Source organism: Mangrovihabitans endophyticus (assembly GCF_014646155.1).
In the GTDB taxonomy this organism is placed as follows: Bacteria; Actinomycetota; Actinomycetes; order Mycobacteriales; family Micromonosporaceae; genus Actinoplanes; species Actinoplanes endophyticus.
This window is the reverse complement of sequence record NZ_BMMX01000009.1, coordinates 145357-166585: the sequence shown is the minus strand read 5'-3', so window position 1 is coordinate 166585 and position 21229 is coordinate 145357. Positions and strand designations below refer to the sequence as shown.

Annotated in this window: 16 protein-coding genes; 3 read left to right on the top strand and 13 right to left on the bottom strand. The window is 74.3% G+C overall.

Going from position 1 to position 21229, the window contains the following annotated elements:
• Nucleotides 1–65 precede the first annotated feature (65 nt).
• On the bottom strand, nt 66–2960 hold the full coding sequence (locus tag IEY73_RS13475; RefSeq protein WP_229715808.1) for an ExeM/NucH family extracellular endonuclease: 2895 nt from the start codon (nt 2958–2960) through the stop codon (nt 66–68).
• A gap of 354 nt (nt 2961–3314) precedes the next feature.
• On the opposite strand from IEY73_RS13475, the gene IEY73_RS13470 reads away from it, so the two are divergent.
• Together IEY73_RS13470 and IEY73_RS13465 are read left to right on the top strand one after the other, a co-directional pair.
• On the top strand, nt 3315–3989 hold the full coding sequence (locus tag IEY73_RS13470) for an AbfB domain-containing protein (protein ID WP_189079522.1): 675 nt from the start codon (nt 3315–3317) through the stop codon (nt 3987–3989).
• 239 nt (nt 3990–4228) lie between these two features.
• The gene (locus tag IEY73_RS13465) at nt 4229–5755 is read left to right on the top strand and encodes an SDR family NAD(P)-dependent oxidoreductase (protein ID WP_189079521.1); all 1527 of its coding nucleotides are present in this window, start codon (nt 4229–4231) and stop codon (nt 5753–5755) included.
• 81 nt (nt 5756–5836) lie between these two features.
• Here the strand turns inward: IEY73_RS13465 and IEY73_RS13460 are convergent, their stop codons facing one another.
• The 12 genes from IEY73_RS13460 to IEY73_RS13405 form a co-directional block, all read right to left on the bottom strand.
• The gene (locus IEY73_RS13460; protein ID WP_189079520.1) at nt 5837–6652 is read right to left on the bottom strand and encodes an SWIM zinc finger family protein; all 816 of its coding nucleotides are present in this window, start codon (nt 6650–6652) and stop codon (nt 5837–5839) included.
• On the bottom strand, nt 6645–9782 hold the full coding sequence (locus tag IEY73_RS13455; protein ID WP_189079519.1) for a DEAD/DEAH box helicase: 3138 nt from the start codon (nt 9780–9782) through the stop codon (nt 6645–6647). Before IEY73_RS13455 ends, IEY73_RS13460 begins: the two co-directional genes overlap by 8 nt.
• Before the next feature lie 17 nt (nt 9783–9799).
• Nucleotides 9800–10267, bottom strand: a complete 468-nt coding sequence (locus IEY73_RS13450) for a DUF5990 family protein (protein ID WP_189079518.1) — start codon at nt 10265–10267, stop codon at nt 9800–9802.
• A 68-nt stretch (nt 10268–10335) separates the two neighbouring features.
• Nucleotides 10336–11079, bottom strand: a complete 744-nt coding sequence (locus tag IEY73_RS13445) for an ABC transporter ATP-binding protein (RefSeq protein WP_189079517.1) — start codon at nt 11077–11079, stop codon at nt 10336–10338.
• A 4-nt stretch (nt 11080–11083) separates the two neighbouring features.
• Nucleotides 11084–12697, bottom strand: a complete 1614-nt coding sequence (mdlC, locus tag IEY73_RS13440; protein WP_189079516.1) for a benzoylformate decarboxylase — start codon at nt 12695–12697, stop codon at nt 11084–11086.
• A complete protein-coding gene (locus tag IEY73_RS13435; RefSeq protein ID WP_189079515.1) occupies nt 12694–13536 on the bottom strand; it encodes an ABC transporter permease in 843 nt (280 codons plus the stop codon). The genes mdlC and IEY73_RS13435 overlap by 4 nt, the downstream gene beginning before the upstream one ends.
• Nucleotides 13533–14348, bottom strand: coding sequence for an ABC transporter permease (locus IEY73_RS13430; RefSeq protein ID WP_189079514.1), 816 nt, complete (start codon nt 14346–14348; stop codon nt 13533–13535). The genes IEY73_RS13435 and IEY73_RS13430 overlap by 4 nt, the downstream gene beginning before the upstream one ends.
• Nucleotides 14349–14356: 8 nt before the next feature.
• Nucleotides 14357–15331, bottom strand: a complete 975-nt coding sequence (locus IEY73_RS13425; protein WP_189079513.1) for an ABC transporter substrate-binding protein — start codon at nt 15329–15331, stop codon at nt 14357–14359.
• A 69-nt stretch (nt 15332–15400) separates the two neighbouring features.
• Nucleotides 15401–16705, bottom strand: coding sequence for a cytochrome P450 (locus tag IEY73_RS13420; RefSeq protein WP_189079512.1), 1305 nt, complete (start codon nt 16703–16705; stop codon nt 15401–15403).
• A complete protein-coding gene (locus IEY73_RS13415) occupies nt 16698–17975 on the bottom strand; it encodes an ATP-grasp domain-containing protein (RefSeq protein WP_229715807.1) in 1278 nt (425 codons plus the stop codon). Before IEY73_RS13415 ends, IEY73_RS13420 begins: the two co-directional genes overlap by 8 nt.
• A complete protein-coding gene (locus IEY73_RS13410; protein WP_189079511.1) occupies nt 17972–19006 on the bottom strand; it encodes an alpha/beta hydrolase in 1035 nt (344 codons plus the stop codon). Before IEY73_RS13410 ends, IEY73_RS13415 begins: the two co-directional genes overlap by 4 nt.
• A gap of 72 nt (nt 19007–19078) precedes the next feature.
• On the bottom strand, nt 19079–19414 hold the full coding sequence (locus tag IEY73_RS13405) for an STAS domain-containing protein (protein ID WP_229715806.1): 336 nt from the start codon (nt 19412–19414) through the stop codon (nt 19079–19081).
• 360 nt (nt 19415–19774) lie between these two features.
• Between IEY73_RS13405 and IEY73_RS13400 the strand changes: the two genes are divergently transcribed.
• Nucleotides 19775–21205 carry an amino acid permease gene (locus IEY73_RS13400; protein WP_189079509.1) on the top strand — a complete coding sequence of 477 codons (1431 nt, stop codon included), beginning with the start codon at nt 19775–19777 and terminating at the stop codon, nt 21203–21205.
• The last annotated feature ends 24 nt before the right edge of the window (nt 21206–21229 follow it).

The following is a 21229-nucleotide window of genomic DNA, read 5'->3' as shown; positions in this document are numbered from 1 at the left end:
CGTCGATGCCGCGGTTTCAGGCCAGGCCGGGCCCGGAGGTGCCGGGCCCGGCGGTGCCGCGGTGATCAGCCGGCCGCCTTCCATGGTCCGTACGGGCCGCCGGGCGCCTGGTTACGGGTCCACCACTGGGCGACGTACCGCCGTCCCTGGTAGAGCACCACGTCGCCGGCGGTGAACACCCGTGTGGGCGTCCAGATCGCGGTGCCGTCCGACGCCGTCGCGATCTCCTCCCACGGCCCGTACGGGTCCCCGGGCGGCTGGTTACGGGTCCACCACAGGGCCCGCCATGTGGACCCGTGATAGGTCACCGTGTCGCCGGTGTCGTAGACGGTGGAGGCGTTCCAGGCGGGCGCGGCCGGGGTGGACGGCAGGTGCAGTCCGGCCACGACCGGATCGTGGTCGGAGGCCGCGAACGGGTCACCGCCGTCGAACAGCAGCGTCGCGTTGTAGTTGTATCGGCTGTACGCGTACGCCACCGCCTCCTGGGCGTTGATCTGCCACACGTCCGCGCCGGTGACCATGGCATGCGCCGCCGGGTTGGCCAGCACGTGGTCCAGCGAACCCTGCAGCCCGTCGTACGAATACGTGGACTCCGCCGGGTCCAGGTCGCCGGCCAGGTCGGTGTAGCCGTCGGCGTACAGTTCCTCCATCGGATCCTCGTGCGTGTAGGCGTTGAAGTCGCCCAGCAGGAAGATCCGGTCGGTGCCCAGGCCCTGCGCCACCCGCGTGGCGAAGGCACTGGTGTCGCGCGCCTCACGCACCCGGGTCGCGTTGAAGGCGCCCTGGTCCGATCCGGGCGTGGTGTCCTGCTCGTCGCCGGGGTACAGCGGCGTGCCGGAGCCCTTGGACTTCCAGTGGTTGGCCACCACCACGAACGCGTCCGCGTCGCGGGCCCCGGCCTTGGTGAAGCCCTGCGCCAGCGGCTCCCGGGCGATGGAGAACGGCTCGCCGGGGTCGGAGTCGCCGGTGAGCACCGTGCCCGGTCCGACCAGCGACACCTGGGCGCTGCGGTAGATGAACGCGGTGCGGATCACGTCCTGCTGGGCCGGCGGCGGCAGCTTGTCCGCGGCGGGCGACGGCGCGTACGCCCACACGTCCGAGCCGGCCGCGGCGTTCAGCGCGTCGACCAGGCCGGCCAGGGCGGTGTCCCGCGGCTGGCCGAACTTCACCGAGTTCTCCACCTCCTCCAACGACACGATGGCGGCGCCGAGCCGGTTGATGCCGGTGACGATCTTGGCCTGCTGCCGGGCGAAGCTGGCGTCGTTCGCGGCGCCGCGCGGGCCGGCCCCGCCGTCGGTGCCGGTGCAGTTCCGCACGGTGATGTGGGTGCCCGCCCGGTCGTCGTAGTAGGTGCAGGTGCCCAGCCCCGCCGCGACGTACTTCGCCCCGGTGGTCGGGAAGTAGTTCTCCACATTGAACGTGGCCAGGCTGGCGTCCCCGCCGACCGCCGCCGGGCGCTGGTTGGCGGCCCGCCGGTCGGCGAAGGTGGCCACGTCGGCGCCGTCGCCGGTGACCTGGGCGGTGGGCTGGAACGTCCACGCCGCGTAGCGGTAGTCCAGCACCACCGGCTCGTGGAAGGTCACCCGCGCACCGATGCTGACCGGGTTGTCCGGCGTGAGCCACGGCAGTGGCCGGCCGGTGTTCGCGCCCGAGCTGTAGTTCCAGCTCGATCCGTCGTCCAGCGTCACGGCGCGCTGGGCGTTGTCGGCCACCACGGCCCGTGCCGCGGCGGTGCCCGCGCGGGCGGCGTCGGTGGGCTGGCGCAGCGGGGTGTCCCCGGCGGCCAGCACGAACGAGCCGTACCAGTTCGCGTCGTAGTTGTCCGACACGGTGAAGTCGCCCTGCGGCGCGACCAGTTCGCCCTCGTGGGCTTCCTTCTCCGCATCGGAGTCCAGGCCGGACCAGGGGATCACGTCGGCGGTGACGCCGGGCAGCGGTTCCGGCAGCGCGGTGACCTCCGGGCTGCCGATCTCCGTCTCACCCTGGTATTCCTGCACCGTGCCGGTGACCCGCACGCTCTGCCCCGCGGTGACCGCGCCGGCGGCGTCCGAGCCGAACACGAAGACGGCGTCGGAGGCGCCCGGCGTCCGGTCGTCCGCGGGCCGGCCGCCGGAGCCGCCGGTCTGCAGGAAGAAGCCGTTCAGGCCGCCGGCCGGGTAGGTCGCGGTCACCACACCCTCGGTGGTCACGCTCTGTCCCGCGTACGGGGAGGTGTCGGTGTCCGTGCCCTGGATGGCCGCGATCGTCAGCGTCTGCGGTGCGGGCCCGCCGTCGTCCCCGCCGCCGTCATCGCCGCCGTCCCCGCCGCTGTCATCGCCGTCGGATGCGGCGTTGCGGGGGGTGGGCGCGGCGACGTGGAAGTCGGCGGCGTTGTCGTCGGTGTCCGTCCCGTCCGCCGAACGCTGGTAGCTCAGGGTGAGCGAGTTGCCGGTCGGTGCGCTCGTCTCGGGCGAGTTGCTGGTCCCCCACCCGATCTTGTCGATCACCGCGGGGTCGGTCGGCAGCACGCCGGACCCGCTCGACGCCAGGTAGAGGGTGCCGCCCGCGGCGCCCGGGTTCACGCTGCCGCCGGTGCTCGCATCGGGCGCCGGCAGCGGCTCGCCGGGGTTGCTGCCGGCGCCGTTGCCGGGCAACTGGACGAGGAAGTGCCCATGCGCGGCGACGGTGCCGGACAGCGCGAACACCTGCGATCCGCCGGGCACCACGGTGCTCGTCGCGGCGCGGTACTGCAGGGTGTCGCCGGCCAGCGAGACGGCGCCGCCGGACGGGTTGTAGAACTCCACGAACTTGTTCTGGTAGCTCGCACCGGACGAGCCGCCGTTGACGTACACCTCGCTGATGACCAGGCCGGAACCGGCCGGGTCGGCGAACGCCGGGACGGCGGTCAGGGCGCAGGCCAAGCCCGCTGTGGACAGCGTCAGGGCCGCGGCGACGGTTCGCCGGGTCAACGCAGGGGACACGGACCGACCTCCATGGTGACTGTTCTGGCTGGGGCGCCGGGTCGCCCGGTGCCCGCGCAGGGACGCTAGGCGTCCGCTGCCGGCCCCGGGACGGACAGAATGTGAACGGTGCATGACAGGCTAGAGCACGTTTGTCGATGCCGGGTGATGTCGTGCGTCACGACCCGGCCGCGCCGCGGCCCGTGCCCGGCGTGCGGTGGCTACCCTCCTTGTCCGGTCGCCATCACGCCCGGTGGCACGGGAGCAGCCTCCGGCGTGGCACGGGAGCAGCCTCAGGAGCGACGCGGGAGCGGCCTGCGGTGTGGGCCCGAACGGCCTGCGGTGTGGCACTGAGCAGGAAGGACGATCGACGCGATGACCGACCAGGGGCCGCCGCCGTCCGGCACCGTCTACGGACGTGGCGGCGTGGACGTCCGGGAACCACGGGCCGGCTGGCTCACCCGTACGCACCCGGCGGTGACCGCGGGGACAGGCGCCGCGATCGTCGCGGTGATGGCGCTGGGTTACGCGGTCTGGCGTGCCAACGTGGATCCCCCCGCGCCCGCGGTCGCCGCCTCCGCTCCCGCCTCGGCCCCGGCCGCCTCGCCGGCCCCGTCGCCGTCGCCGTCGCCGCGGCGCCTCACCACCGGCTCGTGGGTGCTCGCCGCGGCGGACGACCCGGACACCCGCCTGACCCGCGACGGCGACTTCGCCGCGATGTCCTCCGACGGCGAGCCGCAGGTGCTGACCGTGTCCGCGGGGCTGGCCGACGACGCCTGCTTCTCGTTCGCCACCGGCGGCGGCGAATACCTGCGCCACTTCGACTACCGGCTGCGCTTCGACGCGCCGGACGGCTCGGACCTGTTCCGCAAGGACGCGACCTTCTGCCCGCTGGACGACGCCGATTCCGGGACGGTCCGGCTGCGATCGACGAACTACCCCGGCCACGTGATCCACCGCCGGGACGGCGGGCTCTACATCGACGAGCCGGACGGCACGGACACCTTCACCGACCGCAGCTCGTTCGCGGTGGCCACGCCGCCGGGGTGACCCGCCGCCGGGACCGCTCGCGACGGCACGCGACGAGACACGGCGGGGGTGGGACAGAACGGGACGGGCGGCTCGGGGCATGTCCCGCCGTACCGGTGCCCGGACGGCCCCGGGTACGGCGCGACGCGGCATGTCCGCGGCGGTGTTTGGCCGTCGCCGCCACGCTCAGTACAGTGCCACCGGCGCACAGTGCCCCGGCGCGGGGCGGTCGCGGACGGCGGCACGCCCCGGGAGGAGACATGACGAGCACGACGGCCGGCACGCCGGCACACGGCGACGCCACCGGCGACGCCACCCAGGAACCGGCCGGCACGGCGACACCGGCCGGCGGTATCGATCCCGCCCGGCTGGCGCTGTGCCTGGACGTGCTCGCGCAGGCCGAACGGCTGCCGGTCGAGCATCCGGACGCGGTCGCCGTGCGGCGGGCCACGTCGGGGCTGTTCAAGACCGCGAAGATGCGCCGCCGGCGGGATCGGCGCGACGCGGAACTCGCCGCCGACCGCGCGGTCACCGCGGCCACCGCGACCGGCGCGCCCGGTCGCATCGACGACGAGACCGCGGGACTGCCGCTGCGCTCGCCGACCACCGGCACCTCGGCCGGCACGCTGCGGCGCGCACGCGGCTGCTACATCTGCAAGGTGCGCTACCGGGAGGTGGACGCCTTCTATCACCAGCTCTGCCCGCCGTGCGCCGCGCTGAACCACGCCCGCCGCGAGGCCCGCACCGACCTGACCGGGCGGCGGGCGCTGCTCACCGGCGGCCGGGCCAAGATCGGCATGTACATCGCCCTGCGACTGCTGCGCGACGGCGCCGACCTGACCATCACCACGCGTTTCCCGCACGACGCCGCGCGACGGTTCGCCGCCATGCCCGATCGCGACGCGTGGATGCACCGGCTGCGGGTGGTCGGCATCGACCTGCGGGACCCGGCCCAGGTGGTGGCGCTGGCCGATTCGGTGGCGCAGCGGGGACCGCTGGACATCCTGATCAACAACGCGGCGCAGACGGTGCGGCGCTCCCCCGGCTCGTACGCCGCCCTGAGCGCCGCCGAGGCCGACCCGTTGCCCGGCGGCCCGCTGCCGGAGCTGGAGTTCCTCGCCGGCCGCCCGCGCACCGGGGAACCGGCCACCGGGGAACTGGCCACCGGGCAACCGGCCACCGGGCAACCGGCCACCGGGCAACCGGCCGGACCGCCCGCGGTGAGTGGCGCGGCGGTGACCGCGCTGGCGCTGGCCGCCGGGCCGTCCGCGGTGGACGCCGGCGGTCTGCTGCCGGACCTGGCGGCGACCAATAGCTGGAGCGACCGGGTGCACGAGGTGCCGCCCACCGAGTTGCTCGAGGTGCAGCTATGCAACGTGACCGCGCCGTTCATCCTGGTCAGCCGCCTTCGCGCGGCCATGATCGCGTCGCGGTTCCCGCGCCGGTACGTGGTCAACGTGTCCGCGATGGAGGGCGTGTTCAGCCGCGGGTACAAGGGCGCCGGTCACCCGCACACGAACATGGCCAAGGCCGCCCTCAACATGCTGACCCGCACCAGCGCGGCGGACCTGTTCGCCGACGGCATCCTGATGACCAGCGTGGACACCGGCTGGATCACCGACGAGCGGCCGCACCCGACGAAGATGCGGCTGGCCGAGGACGGCTTCCACGCGCCGCTGGACCTGAGCGACGGCGCCGCCCGGGTGTACGACCCGATCGTGCGCGGCGAACTGGGCGAGGACGTGTACGGCTGCTTCCTGAAGGACTACGCCCCGGACCCGTGGTGAGGCAGCCCCGCACCGCCCGGCCTGCGGCCCGGCAGGCGGGCGGGCCGCCCGGCCTGCGGCCCGGCAGGCGGGCGGGCCGCGTCACGGGCCGGGCAACGCCCGGTAGGCGGGCCGCAGCAGGTCGGCCAGCGTCCCCGGGTCGACGGCCAGGTCCGGCGGGTCGGCCTCGTCGAGCACCGCGCCGGCCCGCGTGGCCGCCGGCGGCGCGGGCGGCGGGCGGGTCCGTGCCGCGGCGCGCCAGAACTCCTCCGGGTCGACATCCGCACCGGCGGACTCGGCCACCGGCGCGCCGGACACGCCCGGCCCCGCCCCGGGAGCCGGCCCCGCCCCGGGAGCCGGGTCCGCCCCGGGAGCCGGGTCCGGCGCCTCCCCGTCCATGACGGCCGCGCCGCGCACCTGGCGCAGGCGCACGAGCAGCTCGTCGCGGGCCCGACCGCGCCACGCGAACGCCCGGAACGGGTCCTCGTCGAACGCCGCGGCCAGCGCGTACAGCGCCGCGGCCAGATGGGTGCACGGCCGCGGCCAGCGGCCGCACGAGCAGTCCATCGCGATCTCGGTGAGCGACAACGGCAGCAGGCTCAGCCCGGCGGCGTCGAAGACCTCCTCGATGCCGGCCGGCATCCGGCCGGCGAGCAGGTCCGCCGCGTACCGCGCCTGGGCGGCCAGGTCGTCCTCGACGCGCGCCCATTCGGCCGCGCCGAAGGCCCGCACCGCCACCCGGGCACGGGCCGTGTCCGCCTCGTCCGGGCCGCGCACCAGGGCCACCGCGATGCTGCCGGACACCGTCAGGTCCCGCACGTGACCCGCCCGCGCGGCGCGGCGGCCGCGGGCGAGCACCGGCGTCATCCGCAACGCCTCGAACATGGCCAGGAAACCGGCCGCGAACCCGTCAGTCATCGACGGCCTCCGGGTCCAGCGCCAGCAGTTCCCGCAGCTCGGTCGTGGACAGGCTGGTCAGCCACCCCTCCCCGGCGCCGACCACCCGGCGTGCCAGGGCGCCCTTGTCGGTGATCAGCGCGTCGATGCGCTCCTCCACGGTGCCCATGCAGAGCAGCGTGTGCACCTGCACGTCGCGGCCCTGGCCGATGCGATAAGCCCGGTCGGTGGCCTGTTCCTCGACCGCGGGATTCCACCACCGGTCCACGTGCACCACATGGTTGGCCGCGGTCAGGTTGAGCCCGGTGCCTCCGGCCTTGAGGGAGAGCACGAACACGCCCGGCCGTGGATCGTCCTGGAAGGCCGCCACCGTCTCGTCGCGCTGCGCCCGGGAGGTGCCGCCGTGCAGGTGCCGCACCGGCGCGCCGAAACGGGCGGTCAGGTGCGGCACCAGCATCGAGCCGAAGCGGGCGTACTGGGTGAAGCACAGTGCCCGTTCGCCGCGCGCCAGCACCCGGTCCAGGATCTCCTCCAGCCGGTCCAGCTTGCCGGACCGGCCGGGCAGCGGCGAACCGTCGCGCAGCAGCAGCGCCGGATGATCGCAGACCTGTTTCAGCTTGGTCAGGCCGGCCAGCACGATGCCCTTGCCGGCGCCGCCGGTGCTCTCCGCCAGCCGTTCCAGCATGTCGTCCAGGACCGCCTTGTAGAGCGTGGCCTGCTCGGCGGTCAGAGCGCACAGATGCCGCAGGTGTCGCTTCTCCGGCAGGTCGGCGAGCACCTGCGGATCGCTTTTCACCCGGCGCAGCAGGAACGGCCGGATCGCCTGGCGCAGCCGGGCCGCGGCCTCCTCGTCGGCGTGTCGTTCGATACCGACGGCGAACCGGGCGCGGAACGTGGGCGCGGCGCCGAGCACGCCGGGGTTGAGCCAGTCCATCACGGACCACAGCTCGGCCAGCCGGTTCTCCACCGGGGTCCCGGTCAGGGCGATCCGGCTGCGGGCCGGCAGGCGGCGCACCGCGCGGGCGGTGCGCCCGGCGCTGTTCTTCACATGCTGCGCCTCGTCCAGCACCACCCGGTCCCAGGCGATCGTGGCGAGCAGGCCGGCGTCGCGCGCCGCGGTGGCATAGGTGGTGAGCACCAGGTCGGCGCCGCGGGTCAGGTCGTCCGGCCGGTCGCGCTGCGTGCCGTGCCACACCCGCACGGTCAGCGACGGGGCGAAGCGGGCGGCCTCCCGCCGCCAGTTGCCGAGCACCGACAGCGGGCAGATCAGCAGCGTCGGACCGCGCCGGACGTGCAGCAGCAGCGCGAGCACCTGGACGGTCTTGCCCAGGCCCATGTCGTCGGCCAGCAGCGCGCCCAGGCCGACGGCGTCCATGAACACCAGCCAGGACACCCCGCGACGTTGGTACGGGCGCAGGGTGGCGGTCAGCCCCGCGGGCGCGTCGATCAGCTCCAGTCCGCGCGCCAGGTCCCCGCTCAGCAGGTCGGCCGCCCAGCCGCGGCCCGAGGTGGCGGTCACCGGCAGCGGCAGCTCCTCGGGCGGCAGCAGCCGGATCATCTGCAGCGCCCGCCCGGCGGTGGCCGTCCCGCCGCCACGGCCCAGGAAGTCCAGCCCGGCCCGCAGCCGGTCGGGGTCCAGGTGCACCCAGCGCCCCCGCAGACGCACCAGGGGCACCTTGACGCGGGCCAGGTCGGACAGTTCCCCGTCGGTGAGCACACGGCCGCCGAGCGTCAGCCCCCACTGCATGTCGACCAGCGAAGCGAGGTCGACGGTGCGGTCGCGCAGCACCGGAGCGACCGGGTCGCGCTCGCGCACCCGCAGCGCCAGGCCGAGCCCGGCGCGTTCGCGCCACCACGCCGGCAGCAGCACGCCGAACCCGGCCTGGGCCAGGTCGGCCGCCGCGACCAGGAACCGGTGCGCGCCCTCGGTGTCCAGCACCAGCTCCGCCGGGTGACGCTCGCGCAGCGCCGGTTCCAGGTCGGGATGCAGCCGCACCGCCCGGCCCAGCCCGGCGAGCAGACGCTCCTGCGGACGCCGTGTCCAGCGCCGTAGCGGGGCGATCCGGTCGCGCCAGATCTCGCCGGCCGGCACCAGGACGCTCGGCTCGTCGATGGCTTGCAGCAGGAACTCCAGCAGCCACGCCGGTCCAGTGCCGGGCTCCGCCACGCCGGTGGTGGCGTCCGGCGGCTCGGGGTCGTCGTCGAGGTGGCTGAGCCGGAAACACACTCGCACGGCGGCCCGGGTGCTCGCCGCGGCGTGCCACTCGTCCAGCCGCCGGGCCAGCCCGGTCACCTCGCCCGGCGCCGCGTCGAACCCGGCGTCCCCGGCGAGCGCGGTGAGCCAGGCGGACAGCACCCCATGCCCGGCTGCCCCATGCCCGGCTGCCCCATGCCCGGCTGCCTCATGCCCGGCTGCCTCATGCCCGGCATCGCCCAGTTCGACGCCGGCGAGCGCCAGCCGGGTGCGGACCAGCCCGTCGACGAGCCGGTCCAGTGCGGCGGTCAGCGCCGGGGCGGCGCCCGCGAGCGCACCGGCGGTCCGTTCGGCGCGGCACGCGGGCGGCATCCGCTCGCGCAGGTGCTCGAAGCGGGCCGCGTCGGACCCGGTCAGCACCGGGCGCCACCGCGCCCGCGGACGTCCCGCACCGGCCGGCGTCACCGCGGGCAGCACCCGGCCGCGGCGCACCAGATCCGCCGCGAACTCGCACAGCTCCACCAGGTATGACGCGGACGCGCCGACGCGCCCGCCGGCCTCCTGCACCACCTCGTCGGTCAGGAACGGCACCGTCACCGCGGGCACCGACCAGGCGCGCAGCCGTGGCCGGCCGCGCCGGGCGGGCAGTCCCAGTTGCGGCGACGGCAGCGGTGCGGTCGCGGTGGAGGGCAGCAGGAGCACGGCGTCCGGCCGCACGTCGCCGGCCGGCAGGTCGCGGCGGGGTGCCGCGAACGGGTGGGCCGGGGCGTCCCGGCGACGCCGCGGCCGGGCCGGGCCGGGCGGGTCGCCGGGCGCCGAGCCGGGCGCGGCGGCCGGGGCGGTGGGCCGCACGTCGGTCTCGGCCCACACGGCCAGGGCGCCGTCCCCGGCGATGACGCCGTGCATCACCCGGGTCGCGGACCGCGCGGGCAGCCTCCCGCCGGCGTCGGCGGGCATGCCTGTCGGGTCCCCGGTCACCGCAGTGACCAGGTCACCTGGGGCGGCCGGACCCGTGCGCACACCGGCCCGCCGTCCGCGCCGGTCAGGCCGAGCCGGGCGACGAGTGCGCCCCGGTCCTCGTGGGCGGCACGCAACTGCGCCGCCGGCACGTCGGTGAACAGCAGCTTCGCCCGGCGGAACAGGGCGAAGCCGGCACCCGGCGGGTCGTCGGGAGCGGTGTCCTGCGCCGCGCCCCAGGCGAGGTAGAGGAAACGGGCGCCCGGCCGGCCGTGCACGAACGGGCCGCCGACGTCGAGCAGGCCGTCGACCTCCCGGCTGGTCACCGCGAACTCCCAGCACGCCTCGCTCGCATCGCACGGCAGCCGGGACACCACCTCGGCCGCGCGCTGCACACCCACCTGCACACCGCCCAGGCGCAGGCTGTCGGCCTGCGCCCCGGCACGGCGGCCGGGCAGGTCGTGGCCCTCGATCCGGATGCGCATGCCGCGACTCTAATCCGGGCCTGTGACACGACCGGCCGGCAACGCCGCCCCGGCACGCGGCAGACCGGTCACGCCTTGCGCACCTGCCGGCCAACCTCCGCGCGGAGCCGCACGAACTCGGCCTGCTCCCGGGTGGCGATCTGCTCCCCGCGGGTGGGCAGCGTCACCGGCAGGTCGGCGACCACACCCGCCGGGCTGCCGTTGAGCACCACCACCCGGTCCCCCACATACACGCTTTCGTCGATGTCGTGCGTGACGAACAGGATCGTCATCTCCGGTCCGCGCACCGTCAGCAGCAGATCCTCCAGGTCTTCCCGGGTCTGCGCGTCCACCGAGCCGAACGGCTCGTCCATCAGCAGCAGCGACGGGCGGAACGCCAGGGCGCGGGCGATCGCCACGCGCTGCTGCATGCCACCGGACAGTTGCCACGGCCGCCGCGCCGCCACGGCGGCCAGCCCGACCGCGTCCAGCGCCGACGCCGCGGCGGCACGCCGCTGGGCACGGGTCCCGCCGCGGCGGCGCAACGGCAGCGCCACGTTGTCGCGCACGGTCAGCCAGGGCAGCAGCGATCGCCCGTATTCCTGGAACACCACCGCCAGACCGCCCGGCACCCCGGCGACCGGCCGGCCGTCGATGCGGATCGTGCCCCGCGCGGGCGCGGTCAACCCGGCCACGCAGCGCAGCAGGGTGGACTTGCCGCAGCCGGACGGGCCGACGATGCTGACCAGCTCGCCGCGGCGCACGGTGAGGTCGACGTCGCGCAGCACCGGATGACCGGCGTACGCGTGACCGAGGCCGTCGATCTGCAGCATGCGTTCAGATCGCGTCCGGGGCGTACGCGGACGTCTCGCCCGCGCTCACCGGCACGTCCAGCAGATAGGGGCCGTCCGCGGCGAGGGCCGCGGCCAGCGCGTCCGGCAGGTCCGCCGCGTCGGCCACCCGGGCACCGGCGCAGCCCAGCCCGCCGGCCACCGCCACCAGGTCCAGTCCGGGGATGTCGGTGCCGACCGTCCGCGGCGTGCCCAGCCGCCGCCCGAGTTGCTTGACCGCCTCGTAGCCGCCGTTGTTGAGGACCACGAAGGTCACCGGCGCGCGGTAGCGGGACGCCGTCCACAGGGCCTGGATGGAGTACATGCACGAGCCGTCGCCGGCCACGCAGACCACCCGTTCGCCGCCCCCGGCCAGGGCCCGGCCGACGGCGACCGGCAGCCCCCAGCCGAGCGCCCCGCTACCGGTGGTCAGGAACCCGCCCGGCCGGGTGATCGGGAACCGGGCGTGGAAGGTCTCCCGGTGGCTGGGGATCTCCTCCACCACCACGGTCTGCTCCCCGATCAGTTCCCGCATCGCCGCCACGGCCAGGCCGGGATCGATCGGGTCGCGCAGCGGCGGGCGCGGCGGCAGGACCCGGGCCGGCGGTTCCGGGCGGTCCCGTTTCTCCACCAGTTCCAGCAGGCCGGCCAGGCCCGCCCGGACGGTGGTCAGCACGCTGGTGCCGGCCGGCGCCCACGCCGCCTGCGCCGGGTCGCAGTCGAGCTGGAACAGGCTGGTGCCCGCGGGCAGGAAAGGGCCGCCGCTGTGCACGTGATATTTGAAGATCGGCCCGCCCACCGACACCACCACGTCGTGGCCGTCCAGCAGGCGGACGATCTGGTCGCGTACCGGAGGCAGGAAACCGCGGAACAGCCGGTGCGTCTCCGGGAAGCCGGACCGGGCGGACAGCGGGGTGAGCCAGACCGCGGCCGTGGCCCGTTCGGCGAACTCCACCGCCAGCGCCTGCGCATCGTCCTCGTCCACCCCGGCGCCGATCACCAGCGCCGGGCGGGCGGCGGCGTTGACCGCCTCGGCGACCACCCGTAGCGCGTCCCGGTCGGCGGTGAAACCGTGCAGCAGGGTCCGCGGTTCCACCGGCTCGGCGGGCTGGTCCCAGTCGTCCTCCGGGACGGACACGAACACCGGGCCGCGCGGCGGCGACATCGCCGTGCGGTACGCCTCGGCGATCGCCGCGGGCACGTCCTGCGCCCGTTCCGGCTGGGCGCTCCATTTCACGTACGGCCGGGGGAAGGTGGCCGGTTCGTCGGCGGCCAGGAACGGGCGGGTGGGCAGCATCTCGCGGGTCTGCTGACCGGCGATGACCAGCACCGGCACCCGGTCGCGGTACGCGTTGAACACCGCGCCCAGGGAATGCCCGACGCCACCGGCGGAGTGCAGGCTCGCCACGCCCGCCCGGCCGGTGCCCAGCGCGTGCCCGGCGGCCGCGGCCACCGCCACCGACTCCTGCAGGGCGAGCACGTACCGCAGGTCGCTCGGCCAGTCGCGGAGCATCCGCAGCTCGGTCGATCCGGGGTTGCCGAACACCGTGTCGATCCCGGCCTGCCGGAAGAAGTCGAACACCGCGTCGCGGACGGTCATGCTGGTGGCGGGGCGGGTCATGGGCGTTCTCCTCCACGTGTCGCGTCGTGTCCTCGCAGCGCCCGGCGTTCGACGCCGAGCAGCAACGTGTTGAGCAGGTAGCCGAGGATGCCCAGCAGCGCCACCGCCGCCCAGGTGGTGGGCAGGTCGGAACGGCTCTGCGCGTCGATGAGCTGGAAGCCGATGCCGTTCGCGGTGCCGGGCAGCATCTCCGAGAAGACCATCAGGATCAGCGCCAGCGACAGGCTCAGCCGCAGCCCGGCGAAGATCTTGGGCAGTGCGGAGGGCAGGATGATGGTCCGCAGCCGGTCGGTCGCGGACAGGCCGAACACGCGGGCCGTGTCGGTCTGCACCGGGTCCACCGACCGGGCGCCGTCCGCGGCGTTGAGCAGGATCGGCCAGACCGCCCCGGACACGATCGAGGTCACCTGCATGGTGGTGCCCAGGTGCAGCAGCACCACGAACACCGGCACCAGCGTCGGCGGCGGCACCGAGCGGCCGAACTGCAGCAGCGGGTCCAGATAGGCCAGGGTGCGCGGTGACCGCCCGAGGGCGACGCCGAGGGTGACGCCGGCCAGCAGGGCGCCGGCCAGCCCGGCGGCCATCCGGCCGAGGCTGGGCAGCAGATCGGCCGTCGCGGCGGGGGTGAGCCACAGCCGGGTCGCCGGGCCGGAGAACCACAGCTCGTGCATCCGCGCCACGATCGCCGACGGGGGCGGGAAGAAGACGTCACCGCGGCGCCGGGTGACGATCTCCCACGCGGCCACCAGGGCGACGGCCACCGCCCAGCGCCGGGCCACCACGGCGGCCAGCCGCCCGGCCGCGAGGGCCGGGCGGCTGGCCGCGGACGCCACGCTCATCTCCGCACCGCCCGGGCCGTGGCCGCGGCGGGCCGCGGGGAGAGGGGCCGCTGGGAGGGATGCCAGTGGAACAGCCGGCGTTCCGCGCCGGCCAGCACCGCGTTGGCCACCAGTCCCAGCACCCCGGCGCACACCGTGCCGGCCAGCACGTCCACGGTGCCGTCGACGACCTGCTGCGCCTGCGCGATGAACACGCCCAGCCCGTCGCCGAACCCGGCGAGGATCTCGGTGCCCACGGCCAGGATCAACCCCACGGCGGCGGCCAGGCGCACCCCGGTGGCGATGAACGGGGCCGCCGCGGGCAACGCCACCAGCCACAGCACGGTGGCCCGGCCGAACCCGAACACCCGCAGGGTCTCCCGCGGCACCGGGTCCTGGTCCTGCACGCCGTACACGGTGTTGAACAGCACCGGCCAGGTGGCGGCGAACGCGACGAGCGTCACCTCGGTGGTGCGCCCGGCCCCCAGCAGCAGGCTGACCAGCGGGATGAGCGCCACCGACGGGATCGGCCGCAGGAACTCCAGCACCGGGCGCACCGCCGCGCCGGCCGCCGGGACGCCGCCGATCAGCAGCCCGGCCGGTACGCCCACGGCGACCGCGACGGCCAGGCCGGTCAGCCACGCCCGTACGGTGGCGGCGATCTGGGCCAGAAACGCCGGGTCCACGACCAGGTGCGCCGCGCGGGCGAGCACGGCGGACGCCGGCGGCAGGAAGCCGGGCGGCACCACACCGGTGACCGCGAGCAACTCGCTGAGCGCCACCACGGCGGCGATCCCGGTCGCGCCGCGGACGATCCGGCCGGTGCCCGTCACCGCGGGCCTCAGCGGGCCGCCGGCGTGAAGATCAGGCCGGCCGGGTCGATGTCGGCCTTGAGCAGACCCTGCTTCACCATCAGGCCGATCAGCCGCCGCATCCGGGCCGCGTCCGGGGCTGCCGGATAGCCGGGCAGGGTGAGCGCGGTGGCGGTCTGCTCGTCCACCTTGGCGTAGGACGGCAGCACCCGCTCCACCGCGGAGCGGTCGGCGGCGGCCAGCGCCTGCGCCTTCTCGATCGCCCGCTGGAACGCCGCCGCGGTGCGCGGATACTTCGTCACGAACTCCGCGCTGCTGACGTACCCGCTGACCGGCAGGCCGGTGACCGGCGGCCCGCCGCCGTCCACCACCATGCGGGCCTTCAGCCTGCGCTCGATGACCGTGCCGAACGGCTCACCGGTGTGCACCGCGTCCACGTCACCGCCGGCCAGCGCCTTGTCCATCAGCGGGAAGGGCACCGCACGGTATTTCACGGTGGACGGGTCGACGCCCTCGGCGGTCAGGATCTCGTTGAGCGTGAGCGACTGGATGTTGTTGAGGATGTTCACCGCGACTGTCCGCCCGGCGAGGTCGGCGGGCGTGCGGATCGGCGAGTCCGGCGCCACCAGCAGCCGCATGAACCGCGGGGCCTGCGCCGCGCCATCGGCGATGATCTTCAGCTTGAGGGTGCCCTGAGCATGGGCCTGGAGAAAGGTCACGTAGTTGGCCCCGGCGATCACATCGACCTGACCGTTCTGCAGCGCCGGGAGCGCGGCCAGGCTCTGCGCCACCGGCTGGACCTTGACGGTCAGGCCCTCGGCCTGGAACATCCGGCGCGCCATCGCGATGTGCAGCGCGGCGACGTCGAGCAGTGGCAGTGCGGCCACCACCACGGTGTCCTTTTCCAGGCCGGAGTCCGAGCCGGTGGACGTGCCGCTGTCGCACCCGGCGACCGCGGCCAGCAGCAACGCGGTCGCCGCGGCGACCCGACGGCGCACCTTCATAGATCTCAGTGAATACCCGGCGTTCCGCCGATGGCAAGGGGCCGGGCGGGGTCGCGTGCGGGGCGTCGCTCAAGCGGCCTTCCCGGCGCCGACCGCGGGCGCGGTCGCGGTGGCGCGCACCGGCAGCCGGATCGGGCCGCGCAGCAGGCCGCCGATGCGGCGGCGCATCGGCCCGGCGCGGCGCAGGCCGGGCATCCGCTCGGCGAGCATGCGCAGTGCCACGGTCGCCTCCAGGCGGGCCAGCGGCTGGCCCACGCAGTAGTGGATGCCGCTGGAGAACGCCAGATGGTCGGCGCCCGGCGTGCGGTGGATGTCGAACCGGTCCGGGTCGGCGAACACCTCCGGGTCGCGGTTCGCGCCGCCCAGCAGGGTGACCACGAAGTCGCCGGCGCGCACCGTCCGGCCCGCCAGCTCCACATCCTCCAGCGCGCACCGGGCGGTCCGCTGCACCGGCGGGTCCCACCGCAGCGTCTCCTCGATCGCCGGCCCGGCCAGTCCGTGCGGGTCCGCGCACAGCTCCGCCCATTGCCGCGGGTGGTCCAGCAGCGCGTTCACCGCGTTGCCGACCAGGTTGACCGTGGTTTCGAAACCGGCCACCAGCAGCAGATTGCACAGCGGCACCATCTCCTGCGGGCCGATCCGGTCCCCCCGCGCGGCCACGATCCGGCTGATCACGTCGTCGGCGGGGGTGTGCCGGCGCAGCTCGAACAGCTCCTCGAACAGCACGCGCAGCTCGGCGGCGGCCGCGCGCAGCCGGGCGGCGTGACGCAGCGACGAGATGCCGTCCAGCGCCCCGCCGATGACCACGCCGTAGCGGGCGAACCGTTCCGCGTCCGCGTCCGGCACCCCCAACAGGTCGGTGATCACCGCGATGGGCAGCGGGGCGGCGAGCGCGGACACCACGTCGAACTCCGCGCCGGCCCGGGTCAGCAGCTCGTCGACCGTGCGTTCGATCCGCGGCCGGTACGCCGCCATCCGGCGCGGCCCGAACGACGGCTGGGCGAGGCGACGCAGCCGGGTGTGGTCCGGCGGGTCACGGTCCAGCATGGACATGTCGAACTCGTCGGCTTCCGAGCCGGCCACCAGTTCCGCCGAGCGCACGCCGAAGCGGCGGTCGCGCAGCACGGCGTCGCAGACGCGGTGGGTGGCGGTCATCCAGCGCCCGAGCCGCGTCGGCACCAGGGCGCCCTGTGCGCGGACGCGGCGGTACACCGCGTACGGGTCGTCGCGGCCGGTCCGCAGGTGCAACTGCGAGATCGGGTCGTGGTGCAGGTAGCCGTGATAGACGAAGCCGAGCCGACGCCGGTAGAGGCCCCCCGCGAAGGCCACCGCGGTGCGCAGGTCGCCGGCGCCCAGCCGGCCCCGGTCAGCCATGGTCACGCGCCCAGGCGTCGACCAGCCCGCCGAAGTGCGCCAGGAACCGCTCGTGCTCGTGCACCGGATAGGCCGCCCGGACCGTCTCGCGCAGCAGGGAACGGAACTCCTCGCTCATCACCCAGTCGTACACCATCGCATCGACATGGCTCAAATGCTTGTCACAGAACTCCTGATAGCGATCGATGTCGAAGTAGTCGTCGGCGAGCCGCCGGTACGCCGCCAGCTTCTGCCGGTAGTCCAACCCGGGGTCGTCGGCGATCGCGAAGTAGGCCGAGGTGTCCAGGTCCAGGCGCGGGCGGCGCCCGGTGACCACGCAGAACACCGTCCAGCGCAGCAGCGCGGTCATCGCCCACGGGAAGTAGTAGTGCAACGACGTGACGGCCACGTCCGGGCACGCGTTGGCGTAGTCGATCGGGTGCACGTCCGCGCCGCGGATCAGCGACTCGCACGAGTTGAACTCCCACCGGAAGAACGCGTTGATCAGCCGCGAGATGGTGACCACCTCGTCGCCCACCGGAGCGGTGAGGAAGTCGTGCGACACCGCGTACCGGTCGTGCATGGGCAGCTCCGGGCGGAACTTCATCACCATGGTCTCCGGGCCGATGGTCAGCGACCGGGCGAACACGTCGTAGTCCTCCACCGCGGCCTGCAGGTGCATGAGCCGCTCCCCGGAGGCGTCGTAGGCCGCGTGCAGCTCCGCCGGGTCGCGGATCTTGGACACGCCGACCCAGGCGCCGCCGTCGTAGGGCTTCATGTACATCGGATAGCCCACCCCGGCGGCGGTGGCGTCCAGGTCGAACGACTGGTTGTAGCGCGCCGAGGTGTACGCCCACCGGGAGTTGTCCAGCGGGTTCTTGTACGGCACCAGCACCGTCTCGGGCACCTTCAGGCCGAGCCGCATCATGGCGCAGTACGCGGCGTGCTTCTCCATGGACTGGAACGTGAACGGGCTGTTCAGCAGGTACACGTCGTCCATCAGGGAGATCTTCTTCAGCCACTCGCGCGGGTGGTAGTACCAGTACGCGAGACGGTCGATGACCAGGTCGTGGCGCGGGCGGTAGCGCAGGTTGAACGGCTCGATGGTGACCCGCACGCTGCGCACCCGGTGGGTTCGCCCGTCCGGCCCGCCGACCGTGCCGAGGCGGCGCAGCAGGCCCTCGTACGCCCGTGGCCAGTCGTCCTCGGTGCCCAGCAGCAACCCGATGGTGTGCTCGACGTCCGCCATGCTCGCCTCCCGCCCGGCCTGCTCGCCCGGGTGCTCGGTCATCCCCAGATCGTGTGCAGCAGCGCAGTCAGGTGCGGGTCGAGGGCGTCACGCCACCCGATCCAGTTGTGCGCGTCGGGCACCTCGGCGTATTCCAGCCGGTAGCCCTGCCGCCGCAGGGCCTGCGCGGTCTCCCGGTTGTTGGCCCGGTTCTCCTCGACCGCCCCGCAGGTCAGCACCGTGGGCACGGCCGGGCCGTCGGGGCTGCGGACCAGCCGGCCGGTGAAGCGCACGATGCGCAGGTAGCGGCGGAAGCCGGACTCCTGCCGGTCGTGCCGGGGCCGGAAGAAGCTGCCGGACTGCAGGAACAGGCCGGCGAAGCACTCCGGGTGGCGCCGCTGGGCGTGCAGCATGGCCAGCGCGCCCAGGCTCGCCCCGGCACCCACCACCGGCGCCCGCGTGCCCAGCTCGGCGCCGATGCGCGGCAGCACGTCGCGGGCCAGCGCGCGGGCGTACGCCGGGCTGGCCGAGTACCACTCGAAGCGCTCGCCGGGCGGCAGCAGCACGAGATGGTGCGGCGGCAGGCGCCCCGAGCCGGTCATCGCGGCGGTGTAGTGGCCCAGCCGGCCGTACCGTTCGAAGTCGGGACCGTCGTGCGCGACAAGCACCCGGTCGGTGGGCACGGCGGGCGAGAAGATCCGCGCGACCATCTCGCCGCGCACCGAGGGCAGCGGCAGGTAGAGGTCGCGCCACCGTCCGTCGGCGCGGGGCCGGCGCAGCCAGGCGGGCTCCTGGTAGCCGGTGCAGCGCAGCTCCGACATGTCGCCGAACCCGCCGGGCACGCGCAGCGGGTTGTCCGGGTCGAGCACCGTGCGGGCGCCGTCCGGTCCGGTCAGCTCCAGCCGGTATTCCAGGCGCTGCACCGCCGGCCGGGGCACCCGCAGCTCCCACACGCCGTCGCCGGGCTGGTAACGGAACTCGCGCTCGGCGGCCAGGCCGCAGTCCAGGCGCACGGCGGACAGCCGTCGTTCCCGGTCGCGCAGCCGGAAGCAGACCGTCGACGCGGTGCACCACGCCCCGGTCGCCGGTTCCATGACCGAACTTTAACGGGCACGACCGCGCCGCGCGCAAGATCTGACGAGCCGGCCACGGCCGGGCCCGGGGTGTCAGGGCGTGTACGTCTGCGCGGAACGCGGGTCGGACGGCAGCCCGAACATCTCGGCCAGCCCGGTCACCCTAAGCTGCCGGTGCACGAACTCGCTCGGGTTGCGCAGCACGAACCGGGTGCCCGTCTCGCGGGCCGCGTTGTAGCCGGTGACCAGCGCGCCGATGCCCATCGAGTCCATGAAGGTGACGAACGTCAGGTCGACGATCATGGTGCGCGGGCGCTCCCCGTGCAGGGTGCTCAGCAGGGCCTGGCGCAACGCGCCGACGGTGGCCGCGTCGAGAGTGCCGCGAACATCCACCACGATCGCGCCGTCGGCCTGGCGCCGTGTGGTCATCACGGCCTCGCCCATCATCGACCTCCGAACCCGGCACCCTGCCGTGGGGTCACCGTACAACGCCCGCGGCCTGCCTCGCAGGCTGCCGCACGCATCGGGGGTGCTGCCGGACATCGGGTGCGGCCCTTGCGCACCCGTGCCTGCGGCCCGTGCGCACCGGCGCCGGAAGGTCAACTCGGGCAATCAAGATTGCCGGATAGCGCAGATCATCTTGCACGCCGGGCGACCGGACGACTACGGTGGGATCGGTGACCGGCGATACGTGCTCGCCTGCGGCCGCCACTGCGGCCGGGCGCGCGCCCGGCGGATCAGCGCCGTCGCGGCGGGCGCGCGACCGCCGCCGATGGAAGGGGGCCAGGGATGGCCACGACATCGGACCGCACACCGGGCGTCTTCGCCGCCCGCGACATCAGTGCGCTGGTCTCCGAGACGACCGAGGAGGGACACGGCCTCAAACGCGCCGTCGGCGCCACACATCTGACCGCGATGGGCGTCGGCGCGATCATCGGCACCGGCATCTTCGTGGTCATCGGCGAGGGCGCCGGGGTGGCCGGGCCCGCGGTCATCCTGTCGTTCGTGCTGGCCGCGGTGGCCTGTACGTTCTCCGCGCTGTCCTATGCCGAGCTGGCCTCCGCGGTGCCGGTGTCCGGCAGCGCCTACACCTACACCTACGCCACGCTGGGCGAGGTGGTCGCGTGGATCATCGGATGGGACCTGATCCTGGAGTACGGCGTCTCCGTGGCCGGCGTCGCGGTCGGCTGGGGCGGCAATCTGAACGCGTTCCTGGACGCCGCGTTCGGGGTGTCCCTGCCGGACGCCATCGCCAAGTCACCCGAGGACGGCGGCGTGTTCAACCTGCCCGCCGTGCTGATCGTGCTGGCCATCACGCTGCTGCTGGTGCGCGGCGTCACGGAGAGCGCCCGGGTGAACCTGGTCATGGTGGTGGTCAAGCTGACCGTGCTGACCTTCTTCATCGTGGTGGCGCTGGTCAACTTCGGCACCGGCAACTTCCAGCCGTTCGCCCCGTCCGGCGTCGACGGGGTGACCAGCGCCGCGGCGATCATCTTCTTCGCGTACATCGGATTCGACGCGGTCTCCACCGGCAGTGAGGAGGCGCGCAACCCGGGCCGCGAGCTGCCGGTGGCCATCATCGGGTCGCTGCTGATCTGCACGTTCTTCTATGTGCTGACGGCCGTCGGCGCGCTGGGCATCGCCAGCCCGGACCAGATGAAGGACAGCGACGCGCCGCTGTCCGCGGCGTTGGACAAGGGCGCCGGGATGGGCTGGGCGGCCGGCATCCTGTCGTTCGGCGCGCTCGTCGCTATTACCAGCGTGGTGCTGGTGATCATGTACGGACAGACCCGCATCTTCTTCGCCATGTGCCGCGACGGTCTGTTGCCGCAGCGGCTGGCCACGGTGAATCAGCGGTACGGCACACCGGCGGTGCTGACCATCGGCCTGGGTCTGCTGATCGCGGCGCTGGCCGCCCTGGTCCCGCTCAGCGAGATCGTGAAGCTGGTGAACATCGGCACGCTGTTCGCGTTCGTGCTGGTGAACATCGGCGTGATCGTGCTGCGCCGGACCCGGCCGGACATGCCCCGGCCGTACCGGGTGCCGTGGTCGCCGGTGCTGCCCGCGCTGGGCATCGTGTTCGCCGTCTACCTGATGACCGACCTGCCGCTCACCACGTGGGTGCGGTTCGTGGTGTGGCTCGTGCTGGGCATCGTGATCTACGTGGCCTACGGCTACCGCCATTCCCGGATGCGCAGGAGGGCCGCCGAGCGCGGCTGACCGCCACGGCGGGCCGGCGCTGGG

What these genes read in the sequence shown, in the direction of transcription:
- IEY73_RS13470 (WP_189079522.1), top strand. Translation starts at nt 3,315, where the DNA reads ATGACCGACCAGGGGCCGCCGCCGTCCGGCACCGTCTACGGACGTGGC.
- IEY73_RS13465 (WP_189079521.1), top strand. Translation starts at nt 4,229, where the DNA reads ATGACGAGCACGACGGCCGGCACGCCGGCACACGGCGACGCCACCGGC.
- IEY73_RS13460 (WP_189079520.1), bottom strand. Translation starts at nt 6,652, where the DNA reads ATGACTGACGGGTTCGCGGCCGGTTTCCTGGCCATGTTCGAGGCGTTG.
- IEY73_RS13455 (WP_189079519.1), bottom strand. Translation starts at nt 9,782, where the DNA reads ATGCCCGCCGACGCCGGCGGGAGGCTGCCCGCGCGGTCCGCGACCCGG.
- IEY73_RS13450 (WP_189079518.1), bottom strand. Translation starts at nt 10,267, where the DNA reads ATGCGCATCCGGATCGAGGGCCACGACCTGCCCGGCCGCCGTGCCGGG.
- IEY73_RS13445 (WP_189079517.1), bottom strand. Translation starts at nt 11,079, where the DNA reads ATGCTGCAGATCGACGGCCTCGGTCACGCGTACGCCGGTCATCCGGTG.
- mdlC (WP_189079516.1), bottom strand. Translation starts at nt 12,697, where the DNA reads ATGACCCGCCCCGCCACCAGCATGACCGTCCGCGACGCGGTGTTCGAC.
- IEY73_RS13435 (WP_189079515.1), bottom strand. Translation starts at nt 13,536, where the DNA reads ATGAGCGTGGCGTCCGCGGCCAGCCGCCCGGCCCTCGCGGCCGGGCGG.
- IEY73_RS13425 (WP_189079513.1), bottom strand. Translation starts at nt 15,331, where the DNA reads ATGAAGGTGCGCCGTCGGGTCGCCGCGGCGACCGCGTTGCTGCTGGCC.
- IEY73_RS13420 (WP_189079512.1), bottom strand. Translation starts at nt 16,705, where the DNA reads ATGGCTGACCGGGGCCGGCTGGGCGCCGGCGACCTGCGCACCGCGGTG.
- IEY73_RS13415 (WP_229715807.1), bottom strand. Translation starts at nt 17,975, where the DNA reads ATGACCGAGCACCCGGGCGAGCAGGCCGGGCGGGAGGCGAGCATGGCG.
- IEY73_RS13410 (WP_189079511.1), bottom strand. Translation starts at nt 19,006, where the DNA reads ATGGAACCGGCGACCGGGGCGTGGTGCACCGCGTCGACGGTCTGCTTC.
- IEY73_RS13405 (WP_229715806.1), bottom strand. Translation starts at nt 19,414, where the DNA reads ATGACCACACGGCGCCAGGCCGACGGCGCGATCGTGGTGGATGTTCGC.
- IEY73_RS13400 (WP_189079509.1), top strand. Translation starts at nt 19,775, where the DNA reads ATGGCCACGACATCGGACCGCACACCGGGCGTCTTCGCCGCCCGCGAC.